This window comes from Arthrobacter sp. NPDC092385, from assembly GCF_044755105.1.
Classification (GTDB): domain Bacteria; phylum Actinomycetota; class Actinomycetes; order Actinomycetales; family Micrococcaceae; genus Arthrobacter_D.
Genome location: NZ_JBIVQL010000002.1, coordinates 311,468 through 326,581, shown reverse-complemented (window position 1 = coordinate 326,581; position 15,114 = coordinate 311,468). Strand labels below are relative to the sequence as shown.

Annotated in this window: 17 protein-coding genes; 4 read left to right on the top strand and 13 right to left on the bottom strand. The window is 67.8% G+C overall.

Translation table 11 applies throughout. The features are described 5' to 3' along the window. Window positions 1-69 precede the first annotated feature (69 nt). Together ACIQCY_RS04625 and ACIQCY_RS04620 are read right to left on the bottom strand one after the other, a co-directional pair. On the bottom strand, window positions 70-693 hold the full coding sequence (locus ACIQCY_RS04625) for a prepilin peptidase (protein WP_400482718.1): 624 nt from the start codon (window positions 691-693) through the stop codon (window positions 70-72). After that, entirely contained in the window at window positions 694-2,388 is a 1,695-nt protein-coding gene (locus tag ACIQCY_RS04620) for a sensor histidine kinase (RefSeq protein WP_400482717.1), read from the bottom strand. A gap of 195 nt (window positions 2,389-2,583) precedes the next feature. Between ACIQCY_RS04620 and ACIQCY_RS04615 the strand changes: the two genes are divergently transcribed. After that, window positions 2,584-3,387, top strand: coding sequence for a response regulator transcription factor (locus tag ACIQCY_RS04615; RefSeq protein WP_400482716.1), 804 nt, complete (start codon window positions 2,584-2,586; stop codon window positions 3,385-3,387). 21 nt (window positions 3,388-3,408) lie between these two features. Here the strand turns inward: ACIQCY_RS04615 and ACIQCY_RS04610 are convergent, their stop codons facing one another. The 9 genes from ACIQCY_RS04610 to ACIQCY_RS04570 all read right to left on the bottom strand — a co-directional run bounded on the left by ACIQCY_RS04610 (window position 3,409) and on the right by ACIQCY_RS04570 (window position 10,830). Further along, window positions 3,409-3,789 (bottom strand): Hpt domain-containing protein, encoded by a 381-nt coding sequence (locus ACIQCY_RS04610; protein WP_400482715.1) that lies wholly within the window; start codon window positions 3,787-3,789, stop codon window positions 3,409-3,411. A gap of 96 nt (window positions 3,790-3,885) precedes the next feature. Continuing rightward, entirely contained in the window at window positions 3,886-4,764 is an 879-nt protein-coding gene (locus ACIQCY_RS04605) for a type II secretion system F family protein (protein ID WP_400482714.1), read from the bottom strand. Between the two features lie 12 nt (window positions 4,765-4,776). Then, window positions 4,777-5,709: a type II secretion system F family protein gene (locus ACIQCY_RS04600; protein ID WP_400482713.1), complete on the bottom strand. Its 933-nt coding sequence runs from the start codon at window positions 5,707-5,709 to the stop codon at window positions 4,777-4,779. 4 nt (window positions 5,710-5,713) lie between these two features. Beyond that, window positions 5,714-7,144 carry a CpaF family protein gene (locus tag ACIQCY_RS04595; RefSeq protein WP_400482712.1) on the bottom strand — a complete coding sequence of 477 codons (1,431 nt, stop codon included), beginning with the start codon at window positions 7,142-7,144 and terminating at the stop codon, window positions 5,714-5,716. Further along, window positions 7,141-8,337 (bottom strand): CpaE family protein, encoded by a 1,197-nt coding sequence (locus ACIQCY_RS04590; protein WP_400482711.1) that lies wholly within the window; start codon window positions 8,335-8,337, stop codon window positions 7,141-7,143. The genes ACIQCY_RS04595 and ACIQCY_RS04590 overlap by 4 nt, the downstream gene beginning before the upstream one ends. Further along, a complete protein-coding gene (cpaB, locus tag ACIQCY_RS04585) occupies window positions 8,334-9,098 on the bottom strand; it encodes a Flp pilus assembly protein CpaB (protein WP_400482710.1) in 765 nt (254 codons plus the stop codon). Before cpaB ends, ACIQCY_RS04590 begins: the two co-directional genes overlap by 4 nt. Further along, window positions 9,095-10,132 carry a pilus assembly protein TadG-related protein gene (locus ACIQCY_RS04580; protein ID WP_400482709.1) on the bottom strand — a complete coding sequence of 346 codons (1,038 nt, stop codon included), beginning with the start codon at window positions 10,130-10,132 and terminating at the stop codon, window positions 9,095-9,097. The genes cpaB and ACIQCY_RS04580 overlap by 4 nt, the downstream gene beginning before the upstream one ends. Beyond that, window positions 10,129-10,521: a TadE/TadG family type IV pilus assembly protein gene (locus ACIQCY_RS04575; RefSeq protein WP_400482792.1), complete on the bottom strand. Its 393-nt coding sequence runs from the start codon at window positions 10,519-10,521 to the stop codon at window positions 10,129-10,131. The genes ACIQCY_RS04580 and ACIQCY_RS04575 overlap by 4 nt, the downstream gene beginning before the upstream one ends. 63 nt (window positions 10,522-10,584) lie before the next feature. After that, on the bottom strand, window positions 10,585-10,830 hold the full coding sequence (locus ACIQCY_RS04570; RefSeq protein ID WP_400482708.1) for a Flp family type IVb pilin: 246 nt from the start codon (window positions 10,828-10,830) through the stop codon (window positions 10,585-10,587). A gap of 483 nt (window positions 10,831-11,313) precedes the next feature. Here ACIQCY_RS04570 and rplM point away from each other — a divergent pair, with 483 nt between their 5' ends. The 3 genes from rplM to glmM all read left to right on the top strand — a co-directional run bounded on the left by rplM (window position 11,314) and on the right by glmM (window position 13,765). After that, window positions 11,314-11,757, top strand: a complete 444-nt coding sequence (gene rplM, locus ACIQCY_RS04565; protein ID WP_055768152.1) for a 50S ribosomal protein L13 — start codon at window positions 11,314-11,316, stop codon at window positions 11,755-11,757. Window positions 11,758-11,797: 40 nt separating this feature from the next. Further along, window positions 11,798-12,295, top strand: a complete 498-nt coding sequence (gene rpsI, locus ACIQCY_RS04560; RefSeq protein WP_055768155.1) for a 30S ribosomal protein S9 — start codon at window positions 11,798-11,800, stop codon at window positions 12,293-12,295. Between the two features lie 111 nt (window positions 12,296-12,406). Beyond that, window positions 12,407-13,765 carry a phosphoglucosamine mutase gene (gene glmM / locus ACIQCY_RS04555; RefSeq protein ID WP_400482707.1) on the top strand — a complete coding sequence of 453 codons (1,359 nt, stop codon included), beginning with the start codon at window positions 12,407-12,409 and terminating at the stop codon, window positions 13,763-13,765. Window positions 13,766-13,849: 84 nt separating this feature from the next. Here the strand turns inward: glmM and ACIQCY_RS04550 are convergent, their stop codons facing one another. Both ACIQCY_RS04550 and nirD read right to left on the bottom strand, forming a co-directional pair. Further along, the gene (locus tag ACIQCY_RS04550) at window positions 13,850-14,674 is read right to left on the bottom strand and encodes a sirohydrochlorin chelatase (protein ID WP_400482706.1); all 825 of its coding nucleotides are present in this window, start codon (window positions 14,672-14,674) and stop codon (window positions 13,850-13,852) included. Between the two features lie 32 nt (window positions 14,675-14,706). Next, a complete protein-coding gene (gene nirD / locus ACIQCY_RS04545; RefSeq protein WP_400482705.1) occupies window positions 14,707-15,069 on the bottom strand; it encodes a nitrite reductase small subunit NirD in 363 nt (120 codons plus the stop codon). Window positions 15,070-15,114: the final 45 nt, after the last annotated feature.

Genomic DNA, 15,114 nt, shown 5'->3' with positions numbered 1-15,114 from the left:
GGGACGGGACGGGACGGGACGGGACGGGACGGGTCGGGTCGGGCCGGGACGGGACGGGACTAGCCGCAACTAGCCCAGGAGGACGAGGCTCGCGAACGCTGCGAGCAGCATGCCGGGGCCGAACGGGAAGGTGGACCCGCGCGAGCCGCGGCGCGCCAGGAGGACTGCCACGCCGGCCAGGCCGCCCAGGAGGAAGCCGCCGAGGAGAGTACCCATCCAGGCTGCTGCCCCTGCCCAGCCTCCGATGAGCCCCAAAACGGCCGCGAGCTTGACGTCACCCATGCCCATCCCGGCCGGGGAGATGAGCGCGAGCACGAAGTAGACGGCGAAGAGGCCGGCCGCTCCCGTCGCGGCGCCGAGCAGGCCCATCCAGTGGCCGCTGGCAGCCGCCGCGAGGAGCAGCAGGGGGAGTGTCACCGCCGTGAAGTGGAGGAGGACGGCGTTCGGCAGCAGCTTGGTCCGCGCATCGATGGCACCGAGCAGGACGCCGAAGACGGCAAGGACGGCCACCACCGGCCAGTTCCACCACTCGCCGGTGGCTGCACACCCTGCACCGGCCAGGAGGCCGGCCAGCAGTGCGAGGGGCAGCCGCCAGGACGGCGGCAGGACCGTGCGCGGGTCCCTGTCCGCGAGGCGTGACACTGCGTAGGTGATCAGGGCGGTCACCATGCCGCCGGCAAGGGCGAGGACCACCTAGACGGACTCTTCCAGGGAGTCCTGGGCCGTGCGGCTGACCTCGCCGTTCACAGGGAGGGTCACGGTGAAGCGGCTCCCTTTCCCGGGCGCACTGACGCAATGGATGACACCGCCGTGGCTCTCCACGATGGACTTGGTGATCGCGAGTCCCAGCCCCGCGCCGTCGATATCGGCGCGGCGTGCTCCGGGAGTCCGGTAGAAGCGGGAGAAGACCTGTTGGGCCTCCTGCTCCGTCATGCCCATGCCCCTGTCGTCGACGTGGAGGTTGATCGCGGACTCCGTCTCCTCCGCCTGGATACTGACCACGCCGCCTCCCGGGGAGTACTTGATGGCGTTCGAGAGCAGGTTGTCGAGCACCTGGGAGATGCGCAGGGGGTCGATGAGCGTCCACAGCGGGCTCTGCGTGGTGGTCTTCAGCTTGACGCCGTTCTTCTGCGCCCGGAGCCGGTTCGATCGGACGCTCATCTCGATGAGGGCCGCGAGGTCGACCGGCCGCGGGTGGACTCGGACGCGGTCGCCGGCGGTCGAGAGGAGGTCCGCGACGAGATGGAGGACGCGCTCGGCATTGCGTCCCGCCACGTCGACGTATCCCAGCAGGTGAGGCGGCAACGGGTGCTCGTCCTCCAGGACGAGTTCGAGGTACCCGAGCACCGAGGTGAGCGGTGCGTGGAATTCGTGCGAGATGTTGGAGATGAACGCGTCCTTGGCGTTGACCGCGTCCACGAGTTCGGTGACGTCGCTGCAGGCGATCAAGGCGCCGGTGATTCCGCCGTCGGCGTCCTTGATGGGCCGTGCCGCCGTCGAGAGCGCTCGCTGCGCCTCGCCGTCGCCCACCCAGATGAGCTGGTCGGCGAAGGTCTCGCCCGTGAGCGCCCGGTAGATGGGGCGTCGGTTCGGGGGTAGCGGCGTGACCTTGTCGGGCCCGAACATGAGCTTCCCGGTCTCGCCGTCACCGTCGTCGCTTCCTACGATCAGCCTGTTGAACAGTTCCTGCTGGCGGTTGGTGAGCGTGGTGGTGCCGTGGGCGTCCACGGCGGTCAGGCCAACGTCGACCGTGTTGAGGATCGCCGTGAGGACGCGCTCGCGGTCGATGGCCGCACGGAGGAGTTCGTTGAGGTCGCGCTCCTTGCGTTCCAGTTCCTGTTCACGGGCCAGGGTCCTGGAGTTCATGACGCGCATGCCGACGGCGATGCTGAGCATCACGACCGGCAGCAGGAGGACGCCGAGGTAGGAGTGCAGAAGGGCCGGGTCGAACGCGCCGACCAGCGGCCATGCGGTCACGAGGAGGGACCCCGCGAAGGTGAGGGCCAGGCCCGCCCAGGTGGGGAGGGAGGAGCGCATGAGCCACAACACGGGGAAGACGACGAGGACGCCGAGGCCCGGCTGCGTCTGCATCGCGCCGTCCCGCACCAGTGCGATGGCGAAGAAGTCCAGGATCGGGACGACCAGCAGGCTGCGCTGGGGGAACTCCCGCCACGGCACGATGACGCAGAGTCCCAGCAGGACGAGGATGATCGAGAACCCGAGTTCGAACGTGTGGTTCGACAGCAGTCCCGGGCGGAGGATCGGGGCGGTGACGGCCACGACGACGACGATCAGGGACAGGGGGAACTGGCAGAGGACGACCGACCGGCTGATGGTGAGGCGCTCCGTCGCGGCGCGTATCCACTCCGCAGCGGCGTCCCTACGCATGCACTATCCAGGGACCAGTGAGACACCGCATATTGAACAACTCCCGAGGCTGAGACCTACCTGCTCGGTCCATTATGTCGCCTCGCCAGCGTTTTGCACGGGATGGCGACGCAAAACCGGCACGCGGGCAGGCACAATGGGAATTATGAGCAGTCAAACATGCGTCAGTGCAGGTCAAGCGGTGGTGGGGGCGGAGTGAGTGACCCAGGGGTAGCGGTCGTCATCGAGGACGACGCCGACGTGCGGAACCTCGTCGCTGCCGTCCTGCAGCAGTCGGGCTTCGAGGTGCACGTCGCGCCCAGTGGCAGGGCCGGCGTCGATCTGGTGCGGACGCACGACGCGATCGTCGTCACCGTCGATGTGGGCCTGCCGGACATCGACGGTTACGAGGTGCTGAGGCGCATCCGGTCGACCAGCAACTGCTACGTGGTCATGCTGACCTCGCGCGGGGACGAACTGGATACGCTCACGGCCCTGCAGCTGGGCGCCGACGACTATCTGACCAAGCCCTTCCGCCCCCGCGAGCTCCGGGCCCGCATCGCGGCGATGCTGCGCCGACCGCGTGCCGTTCCGGAGCCCGGGGTGCCGTCCCGCGCCGTGGCCGTCCCGGCGTCGCCGCCCGGGGCTGCTCCGGCTCCTGAGCCTGCTGCCGGCGTTGGCTCGCCGATGCTCGAGCACAACGGGTTGGCCCTGAACGCCGCCGCGCGCACCGTGGTGGTCGACGGGCGGGACCTGGGCCTGACGCGCAGCGAGTTCGACCTGCTGCACGAGATGCTCAGGAGCAACGGGGCGGTGAGGACGAAGGCTGATCTGGTGCGCGTGGTCCGCGGCGACTACTACGGCGAGGACACCTACATCAGCGATTCCGATGAGCGCGCCATCGAGGTGCACATCGGGAACCTGCGCCGGAAGCTCGACGAGGATCCCAAGAACCCGCGCTGGCTGCAGACCGTGCGTGGGGTCGGGTACCGGCTGACGCCTGCCCGCCTGACGGCATAGCCCGCCTGACGGCATGAGCCGTCAGGCGGCCGTGAGGTAGCCGGTTTCCAGTTCGCTGATGGTGTCCAGCCCGCAGCGCTCGATCGCGGGCAGCGAGCGGCGGGCCGTATCGAGGTCGTCGGTGGCGACGGCCGTCTCGAAGTCCGCCGCGAGCGCGGAGAGCCGCGCGGCGCCGACCATGGCGGACGAATTGCGGAGGCTGAGGGCGGCGTCGAGCGCCGCGGGGACGTCCCGGTTGCCGAGCGAGCTGGTCAGGCGGAGGTAGCGATCCTCGAACCCGGTGATGTAGTCCCGGGCGAAGGCCCTGGCCGGCCCCGGGTCGTTGAGCTGCCCCTCGAGGAGCGTGAGGACGGCGAGGTCCACGAGTGGCAGGACCTTCGGGGCGGCATTTACGGGCACCACGTCAGGCTACGGTGGTGAGCTGACGTTTTGTCGGGAATCTGCTGATGGTGAAGAACAACTGAGCAGATGTTGCGCCGTTCCCTCCCGGTGTGCGCCTCACTGGCCCGCGAAGGTGTCGATGACATTCAGCACTGCGGGGCCGAGGATGACGATGAACAGCACCGGGAAGATGAACAGCAGGAGCGGGAAGAGCACCGCGACGGGCAGCTTCATCGCCTTTTCCTCCGCGCGCTGCCGGCGCTTCACGCGCATGACCTTGGCCTGGGTGCGCAGCACCCCGGACAGGGCGATACCGTAGGCGTCCGCCTGCACGATCGCCTTCACGAAGCTGCGGAGCTCGGGGATGTTGCTGCGGTCGGCCATAGCCAGATACGCCTCGCGCCGGCTGCGACCCACCTGCATGTCCTGCAGCGTCCGCACGAGCTCGTCGGCGAGGGGGCCCTTCCCGGTCTCGCCCGCTCGCTGCATCGCGCTTTCGAAGCCCAGGCCCGCCTCGACGGAGATCAGCATCTGGTCCAGCGTGTTCGCGAGTTCCAGGGCCATGGCCTTCTGCCGTTCCTGGCCCTTGCTGTAGAGGAGGAGATCCGGGACGAAGTACCCCAGCAACGTAATGAAGATGCCCAACAGGACGAAGAGCTTCTCGGGGGAGGACTGCACCAGGAGCAAGCCTGCGATACCACCGGCCAGGCCGAGGAGGGGCTTGGCCGTCAGGACCTTCTCGAGGGGCATCGACGCCGGTCGTCCGGCCAGGGCGAGCAGGTGGTCGAGCTTCAGGACGTAGGCCTGTGGCGTGACGCGCCTGCCCAGGCGTCGCAGCGGGTGGCGACGCTCGGTTGCCGCACCGACCCCACGGCCCTGCTCGAGGTTCACCTTGATGGTCCGGCGCAGCTTCGCGTCCGACGTCAGCAGGGACCAGCTGAAGTAGCCGATAGGCACCGAGGTCAGCAGGAGCGAGGTGAGCAGGATCAGGTCCATGAACGGGGTTCCTCAGAATCTCAGGTCGATGATCTTGCGCAGCCAGAGCCCGCCGATGGTCATCATGACGGCGGCGCCGGCCAGCATCACCCACCCGAGCGGCTTGGTGAACAGCGGATCGACGTAGCCGGGACTGACCACGGTCAGCATGAGCGCGATGCCGAAGGGCAGCGCGGCCAGGATGTAGGCGGAGAACTTCCCCTCTGCCGCGAGTGCCTTGATGTGGCCCTTGATCTCGCTGCGCTCGCGGATGGTGTGTCCCACCTGGTCGAGCACGTCGGCGAGGTCACCACCGACCTCGCGGTTGATCTGGATGGCCTGGGCGATCCAGGCGAAGTCCTCGTTCTGCATGCGGTGGGATGTGTCCAGGAGCGAGGCGAGGAGGTCCTTGCCGAGGCTTGTCTCGGCCACGATCCGCCGCATCTCCTCCGACGTCGGGCTGTCGGCCTCCGTGGCGGCCGCGTCGATCGCGCGGAGGATGCTGTGCCCCGCGCGAAGACCACCGGTGAGCAGTTGCAGGGTGTCGCCGAGCTGGGCATCGAAGCGGCGCCGTCGTCGTCCCGTCAGGAAGCCCACCACCAGGTGGGCCGCCGCGGGTGAGAGCAGGAGCAGGAGGATCCCGATCACCGGAGCGAGCAGAACCCAGCCGAGCAGGAGGCCGGTGATTCCGCCCAGGATCACGAGCAGGTAGACCTCGGCCTGGCTGATGCGCACTCCGGCGGTTTCCAGCACCGCCTGATTGAGGAAGCGCTTGGGGTGGCGCTGAAGGTACCCGTCCATGGCACGGCCAACGGCCCCCGCGAACCGGGACAGTTGCGAGTGCTGCTCCTCGACCGGCGGCCGACGCCGGTCGAGCGGCACCGGCGAATGCGACGGCCGGAGTGCCACGAGTGCCAGGACGATGGCGCCGATCACCAGCACCACTCCGGCCAGGAAGACTGCCATGCGCCTACCGCCCGCGCAGCGGAGCGGACCCGAAGACGGCGGGGGAGACCGTGATGCCCATGTCCTCGAAGCGCTCCATGAAGCGGGGACGGATGCCCGTGGGAACCGGCTTCCCGAGGAAGCGGCCCTTCGAATCGACCCCGGCGGAGTAGTCGAAGACGAAGGCGTCCTGGAGTGTGACGACGTCGCCCTCCATGCCCTGCACCTCGGTGACGTGGGTGATGCGTCGGCTGCCGTCGCGGAGGCGCGAGATCTGGACCACGAGGTTGACGGCGGATGCCAACTGCTCGCGGATGGCCCGCAGGGGCAGGTCCATGCCGGCCATCAGCACGAGGGTCTCGAGGCGCGCGACGGCGTCCCTCGGCGAGTTGGCGTGCACCGTCGACAGCGAGCCGTCGTGGCCGGTGTTCATGGCCTGCAGCATGTCGAGTGATTCGCCGCCACGTACCTCGCCGATCACGATGCGGTCCGGCCGCATACGGAGCGAGTTGCGCACGAGGTCCCGGATGGACACGGCGCCCTTGCCCTCGGTGTTCGGAGGGCGGCTTTCCAGGCGGACCACGTGCTGCTGCTGGATCTGGAGCTCGACGGCGTCCTCGATCGTGACGATGCGTTCGTCCCCCGGGAGGAAGGAGGACAGCACGTTGAGCAGCGTGGTCTTTCCCGTGCCGGTGCCGCCCGAGACGATGATGTTGAGCTTCGCCTTCACGCAAGCATCGAGCAGCTCCGCCATCTCGGGTGTCAGCGTCCCGAAATCGATGAGGTTCTGCACGGTGAGGGGCACCTTGCTGAACTTGCGGATGGTCAGGGAGGAACCGTTGACCGCGAGCGGCGGGATGACGGCGTTGACGCGGGAGCCGTCCTCGAGGCGCGCATCCACGAAGGGCGAGGACTCGTCGATGCGGCGCCCGACCTTCGAGACAATGCGTTCGATGACCCTGCGCAGGTGCTCCTCCGAGCTGAACCGGGAATCACTGAGCGTCAGGCGGCCCTTCTGCTCCACGTAGATCTGGTCCATCCGGTTGACCATGATCTCCGTGACCGTCGGATCGTCGAGGAGCCGCTGCAGGGGGCCGAACCCGAGCACGTCGTCGGCCACGTCCTGGATGAGGCGGCGGCGTTCGTCGGGACTGAGCGGCACCTGTTCGGCGTCGATGATCTGACTGAGTTCCTCGCGGGCAACGACCTTCAGGTCGTCCTCGCTGATGGAGGTGTCACTCGCACGGGCACCCATGCGCTCGAAGAGGGCCGACGCGGCGCGCTGCTTGAGCCCCGCGAAGACGTCCACCTTCGCGGATCCCGGCTTCTCGGGCACCTCACGGACGACGGCGGGCGCCAGGGCCGCCGGGCGCGGCTCCTCGGGGGCAGCGACGGACGGTTCGGCGGTGGGGACGGGGGAAAGGCCGGCGGCCTGGATGCGCGCGGAGAGGCTCATCGCACCACCACGCGGCGGTGCAGCTTCCGCTGCGACTTCGCACGCCACTCGTGGTCGAACCGCTGGACGAGGTCGGTGAGGCTCTTGGTCGCCGGATCGCGGACCTTGTCCTGGAGGAGGGGAACGCCCCGATTCGTCGCGAGGGTGATGGCACGCGAGCGGGGGATGGAGATGTCCACGGGCGCGGCGAGGGTCGCCTCGATGTCCTCCACCGAGAGCCCCGACTTGGTGTCCGCGAAGTTGAGGACCACGTGGCGGGTCTCCGGTATGAGGTTGAGCTGGTGCAGTACGTCGAGGCCCGTCCGCAGGCCGCGGACACTGGGCACGTCCATGCCGGTGACCCAGACGGCGTCGGTGCACTGCTCCAGGGCGGCGAGGCTCGGCTCCGTGAGCCCGGGGCCGGTGTCCACGACGACGTAGCGGAACTCGAGCGCGAGCTGCTGGATCAGGCGGGCCACCTGTGCCGAGGAGATGCGGTCGGCGTCGGCGGGGTTGCGGGGGCCGCAGAGCGCGTAGATACCCGAGGGATGCGGCGTCAGGAAGGCCTTGAGGACCATCGAGTCCTGGGTGGCGGCGCCGGAGACGGCGTCGAGCACCGAGTACTGGGGGTTCAGGTACAGCCCTGTCCCGACATCGCCGAACTGGAGGTCGAGGTCCACGATGACCACGCCCATCGGGGCCATCTTCCCGAGGCCTACGGCGAGATTCGTGGCGATCGTGGTCTTGCCGACGCCACCCTTGGGGGAGAACACCCCGATGACGAGTCCGCTCTGCTGTTCGCGGGGCGCCTGCGCGTCGGGCCGCTGTCTGGTGGCGAAAGCCTGGCACGCGCGTTCGAGCTGGGCGCGGATGCTGGGGATGTCCGCGAGGGGGGAGAGGATGTCGCGGACACCCGAGCGCATGGCCTGCAGGGCGACCTCGGGGTGATCGTCGTGCACCAGCACCACACTGATCTCCGGGAAGGTCACGTCCACGATGAGGGCGAGGCGCAGTGCATCGTCCAGGGCGATGCCGGGCCCGAAGACGAGGACTTCCGGCCGATCCTGCCACAGCTGGTCGAGGACGGCGGCTGGGTCTCCGGAGAGGATGCTCGCGGGCAGGCTCTTCACATGCCCTGGCAGACCGCCGGAGACCGCGAGGCGAAGCTTTTGCTCGAACTCCGAACTGGGGGTGATCAGGACGAATCTGCTCATCGGTACAGGTCCTTGTTCTGGAGGATGGGGGAGTCTCCCTCGACCGTCGCGGCTGTTTCCTTGCTCAGCCACAGGGTCGCGTTCTGGTTCGCGTGAACGATGCGCGTCGCCTGGGCGGTGTCGACGGCGACGGTCAGCATGAGGGAGCCGCTCGGCAGCGCCTCGGCTTCGGCGCGGGCTTGCGCTTCCGGGTCGGCAGCGGGGTCGACGGCGACCGCGGTGGGGGCTCGCTGCACCGAGGTGACGAGTATCTTGTGGAGGGCGAGTTTGGTGGTGGGGACGTCGGCTTCCTCTTCGAGCCCGCCCGTTTCCAGGGAGATGAAGACCCCTACAAGGTCCCCCGGTCCTATCTTGCCGCCCACCGCTCGATCCGGTTCGATGGTGAAGGACACTTCCTGCAGGCCTTCCGGCACGTCGACACTGCCTGCTACCGCGGCGTCGTCCGGGTCCACCAGGCGTTCGGCGAGCAGTTGCTCCCCGGGCATCAGTTCCACCGCGGTTACCTTGCCCGTCGACGCGTTCAGGTCCTTGAGAGCTGAGGCTCCGACGGCAGTGGCTGGCAGGGACTGTGTTGTGAGAAACGGCATGAGTTCCTCCGACGGTGTGCCAATGGGAACCGCGGTTGCAACCACCAGGACGTTGACGGGATCGAGGCCCTCGACCGCCCGGGCTTCCGCCCCCTGCGCGTAGCCGTAGAGCATCAGGGCTCCGACGAGCGCGAGAACGACGGCGGCGACGCCGGCCAGGAGACGGGATTTCATGGTGTTGCTTCCTCGAGGGTGAGTCGGACGACGGCTGTGCCCATCGTGGGGTCATAGGGGCCGAGCTTGTAGGCGTCATCGAGGGACACCATCTTCACGAATTTCCCGATGATCCCGATGCACTGCGTCGAACTGCACTTGTAACCCGGGTAGTAGTTGTCACGGTAGGCGTCGGGGAACACCGCGTTGCCCTCCTGCTTGAACTTCCAGCCGTGCACTTCGAAGGCTGCGAAGCCGACGAGGTGATAAACAGCAGTTGATCCGCTGTCTGCGACGCTGTCGTAGATAGGGAAGAGCCCCACGGGAGCGTCGCCGGCCTCGATCCTGGTTCGCCATTCCTGCAGAAGAGTGACGCAGTCCACCGGAGCTCCGGTGTTACCGGTGTTACTGCCGGACGCACTCTGCGTGATGTCGACGAAAGCCTCGCACTTACCGGTCGTCTGGTCCAGGCTGCCGAACCCTCCGGGAGGGCCACCAGCGCACGCGGCGGTGTAGTCGGATTTCTTCCGAAACTCGACCACCTGCCAGCCTGGTCCGTCATCAAGTTCGCACTTGGAGAAGGTGATCGGGAACGGGGCGGGTCCGGACGCTGGGCTTCCCCAGGTGGCGGTGGAGGATGCGGTCACTTCGCTGGAACTGATGCCGAGCGCGTTAGCGAACAAGAGCGTGACACGATTGGGCGCCTGCCCGTCCTGTAACGCCCCCGTCGTGACCGTAACCTTGCGGGTCGTCTCATTGACGATCACGTTCTTGACGTTGCTCTTCGAGTCCAGTGCATTGCTGTCGGCGAGACTGCGAGCAATTGGAGCAGCCGGAGCACAATCACTGTCACTTGGATTGAGTGCGCACTTCTGCGCGACAGCGAGTGCGCCTGCGTCAGCGCCGGTCTGGAGTTGCGCCTTCTCGGATACGAGCATGCCGACATCGACCGCCAAAGCGGCGAACCCGAGCAGGGTGACCATGAGGAGTGCGACCAGCACGCTGACGGCGCCGTGCTCGCTGTCACGCCGACCGTTCTCGCCGTCCCGCTTCATCCGCCGCAAAGCATGACTCCCTTGCCGGTCAAGCCGAAGGGCCCGGCAATGCCTGTCAGCGACCCGAGTGTGTAAGTGATTGTTACGGTGGCGGTACTGCCAGAGGGACACGGATTGGCGGACGTTGCTTCAGGAACAGAGATGGCGATGTTCGGAGCCGTGAGGGCGGGATTCAAGCTGCCTCCTGCGACGATCGCAGACGCGCGCGCTTCGGATGGGCTCCTGGAGATTGACATCACGCGGACGCCTTCACGCGCCGCGCCGGTCAGAGTGGCTTGAGCATTGAAGGCGCGTCCAAATTCCATGATGCCGAGGAGGAGAAGCAGAAGAATTGGCAGGAGCAAGGCTAGTTCGACGGCCGCGGCACCACGTTCATTGCGTTGCAAAATGGCCTGCTCTCCTACCGAGGGGTGTGCTGGGTCTCGCCTTTCAGCACACCCCGGGACGAGTAGTTACTTGGAGCAGGACCCAGCCACTGGCGTCGTTCCTGTGGTCGCAGCCGTGTAGATGCCACCCTTGAGCGAGCAAGTCGCGCTTTCAAAAGATCCCTTCAGCCCACCACCGAGCAGCGTGACAGCTGCGATGATGACGACGGCGATGAGGGCGACCATGATGCCGTACTCGACGGCGGTGGCGCCGTCTTCCTTGCGGACCAGGCGGGGGAGGATGTGCATGCGGGTGTTCGATACGAGGAACATGGGGGACTCCTGAGGGGCTTCCGAGCGGCTGACCCAGCGCCAGCACTGCCAGAAAGCTACCAACGCGAACACGCAAGAAACCTTGTTTGCCCTGATCCTGAGTGAACATTCACTATCCTGCACCGGCCCTGCACGCGCCCTGCGCAGAATCTGCGCTCGCGCTGCTGTGCCCCGGCCCCCACGCGCCGACACCGCCCCCACGTGCGCCGGCGATGGCTCTGACCGGCTCACTTTGACCTAGGGTGCGCCAACAGGCTAACCTTGGTAGTCGTTGTGCGTATCCCAACTCGATACGTCTGCGCCCTCCGGAGCGGTTCAGTTGCAGAACCACCTGGCCCGGGGGCGGAGCCGAGGTTCACGGGATAACTGGTCGTATTTCAGCCCTCACCTGAAGTTCCGGTAACGCATGAATAAGCTGAGCCCGCGGGCACGGAGCACTCCGTGGATGTGGGCGACACCGAAATAGAAACGAAGGCCATAACCGTGCGTACGTACACCCCGAAGCCAGGCGATATCTCCCGCCAGTGGCACGTAATCGATGCAACCGACGTTGTGCTCGGCCGCCTCGCCAGCCAGACAGCTATCCTGCTGCGCGGAAAGCACAAGGCGACGTTCGCCCCCCACATGGACATGGGCGACTTCGTCATCATCATCAACGCCGAGAAGGTTGCCCTCACCGGCTCCAAGCTCGAGCAGAAGCGCGCTTACCGCCACTCGGGTTACCCGGGCGGCCTGAAGTCGACCAGTTACGTCGAACTCCTGGACAAGAACCCGGAGCGCGCAGTCGAGAAGGCTATCCGCGGCATGCTGCCCAAGAACTCGCTCGCCGCCCAGCAGATCGGCAAGCTGAAGGTCTACCGCGGCGCCGAGCACCCCCACGCCGCACAGCAGCCCACCACGTACGAAATCACCCAGGTCGCCCAGTAGTCCTGGCCACCAACACTAAGAAATCACTTCAAGGAGAACCGTGGCTCAGAACACTGAAGAGCTGAACGAACCGACTGAGGAGCTCACGAGCTACACCTCAGAGTCCACCGAAGGCAGCGAAACCGCCGTCAAGGAGCGCCCTGCGCTGACCGTCGGCGGCGGAGCCGTCGGACGCCGCAAGGAAGCAGTCGCCCGCGTGCGCCTCGTTCCCGGCACCGGCAAGTGGATCGTCAACGGGCGCGAGCTCGCCGACTACTTCCCGAACAAGCTGCACCAGCAGGAAGTCAACGATCCGTTCAAGCTCCTCGAGCTCGACGGCGCGTACGACGTCATCGCCCGTATCCACGGTGGTGGCCCGTCCGGCCAGGCCGGCGCCCTGCGCCTCGGTGTTGCCCGTACGCTCAACGAGATCGACCGCGAGAACAACCGCCCCGCCCTCAAGAAGGCAGGCTTCCTGACTCGTGACGCCCGCGTCATCGAGCGCAAGAAGGCCGGCCTCAAGAAGGCCCGCAAGGCGCCTCAGTACTCCAAGCGCTAAAGCTCGGAAGACACGCGAAGAAGCCCGTCCGGGGTTCCGGACGGGCTTCTTGCTTTAACCTGCAGGAGGCGCACCCGAGCCGCCTCAGCTTTCCCCTTAGGATGGTCAACCATGAGCAAGTTATTCGGCACCGATGGTGTGCGCGGTCTGGCCAATGGCCTGATCACGGCGGAACTCTCCCTGCAGCTGGCCCAGGCGGCCGCCGTCGTCCTCGGCCACAACGCCGTCGACGGGAACCGGCGCCCCACCGCGGTGATCGCCCGGGACCCCCGCATCAGCGGTGAGTTCATCGCCGCCGCGGTCGAGGCCGGCCTCGCCAGCTCGGGCGTGGACGTCTACGACGCCGGCGTGCTGCCCACGCCTGCAGCGGCCTTCCTGGTCGCCGATCTCGACGCCGACTTCGGTGTCATGATCTCCGCCTCCCACAACCCCGCACCGGACAACGGCATCAAGTTCCTGGCCCGCGGCGGCAACAAGCTCAGCGACGCCCTCGAGGACGCGATCGAGGACGAGATGGCCAGTGCCCGCCTCCGCCCCGTCGCCGGCGACGTCGGCCGGATCCAGCGGTTCGCGGACGCCGAGGACCGCTACGTGGTCCATCTGCTCCAGACCCTGCCGCACCGCCTCGAGGGCCTCAAGGTGGTCCTCGACTGCGCGCACGGCGCGGCCAGCGGCTGCTCGCCCGAGGTCTTCAAGAATGCCGGCGCGGACATCGTGGTCATCGGCGCCGACCCCGACGGCGTGAACATCAATGACGGCTACGGCTCGACCCACCTCGGCAAGCTGCAGGCCGCGGTGCTCGAGCACGGAGCCGACCTCGGCATAGCGCACGACGGCGACGCGGACCGCTGCCTCGCCGTCGACCACGAGGGAACGATCGTGGACGGCGACCAGATCATGGCCGTCATGGCCCTTGCCATGAAGGACGCCGGGAAGCTCAAGGAGGACACGCTCGTGGCTACCGTCATGAGCAACCTCGGCCTGAAGATCGCCCTGCGCGAGGCCGGCATCACCGTCAAGGAGACCGGCGTCGGGGACCGCTACGTCCTCGAGGGCATGCGGGACGGCGACTTCAGCCTCGGTGGCGAGCAGTCCGGCCACGTGATCTTCGCCGAGTACGCGACGACGGGCGACGGCGTGCTCACCGGGCTCCAGCTCGCGGCGCGCATGGCCGCCACGGGCAAGAGCCTCAAGGAACTCGCCGCCGTCATGACGAAGCTCCCGCAGGTGCTCATCAACGTCACGGGCGTCGACCGCACGGCGGCCAGCTCGGACGAGGGCGTGCAGGAGGCTGTCCGAGAGGCCGAAGCCGTCCTGGGCGAGACCGGGCGCGTACTGCTCCGCCCTTCCGGCACGGAACCCGTGGTGCGCGTGATGGTTGAAGCCGCCGACACCGATACGGCCCAGCGCATCGCCGAGGAACTCGCCGCGACCGTCCAGGATCGTCTCTCCCTGGAACCCGTCGCCTGATCCCCGTCCTCTGGGCGGAGGACCGGGAGACCGGGAGACCGGGAGACCGGAAGACCCGACGAACGGTAGACCGGAAGACCGGCATCAGGCCTGCTGGACCGAGCCGCTCCGGACACACATCGACACCAGTGCACGGCACGCCCTCGCGCAGGGCGCTTCCTTCCCGGTCCCCACACCGCTGGCGCGCGCCACGGCGTCGTCGTACCGCGACAGGGCGATCTCGGCGATGACAGGGCTCGGCAGCAGGGGAGCGCTGACGACGTCGGCCCCGGCCTTCGCCAGCTGGTCGTGGAAGTACCCGGGCGCGAGCAGGTAGGGCGCGAGCGCCACCGGCGTCGTTCCCGGATCCTCCCGGTACGCCGCGACGGCGGCGGGGACGGAAGGGGAGGCCTTCGAGCCGAAGCCCGGCCGCACCGGGCCCGTCCGGAGTTCCGCGAGCACTGCCTGCACCTCGGCGACGTCCTCGGCCGCGCAGGCATCCGAGGACCCCGCGGCGGCCAGCACCACGGCGTCGCCATCAGCCACCCCGGCTTCCGCGAGGCGTTGCTGCAGGACGTGCGCGAGCCGCGGATCCGGTCCCAGCGGGAGTGCGGACACCGTCCCCTCCCTGCTGGCGGCAGCCCGCGCGATGTCCACCTTCACGTGGTAGCCCACCGACAGCAGCAGGGGCACGATGACGGCCGCACGACCCGGCGGAAGCGATGCCACGACGTCGACGAGGTCCGGTTCCTGCACGTCGACATAGGCCTCGCGCACGTCCAGGTCCGGACGCAGCGCGGAGATCCCCGCACGGACGGCGTCGATCTCACGGCGCCCCTGGGCGTTGTCCGTCCCGTGCGCGCAGGCAATGAGGACGGGTGCGGCTGTGGGGGTGTCGGCGGGGGTGGAGTGCTCGGTCATGCCAGCCATTGAAGCATCCCCGGGAAGCAATCCGGTGACGTTCAGGCGGCGACGTCGACCTCGACGACGCCGTCGACGCACCGCACCGGATAGGCCCTGAGGCCTTCCCCGCCGGACAGGCAGGCGCCGCTCGCGAGATCGTAGACCTCCTTGTGCAGGGGGGACGCGATGGTGGACAGCGCGCCGCGGGACCCGACGATTCCCCGGGCCATCACCGCGGCGCGGGTCCGCGGATCGATGTTGCCGACCGCGTGCAGCCGGTCACCCGGCAGCCTGAACAGGGCTATCTGTTCGCGTCCTACGAGCGCTGCCTCGCCCCAGCACTCCTCGAGGTCCTCGAGGTGGCAGACGGCGATCCAGGTGGCACGAGTGGTGGCGGGACGCTGCAGGATGAGCTCGGTCATGGCGTTCTCCTCGATGGCTGATGCGTTCGGCTCAACGCTAGGCAG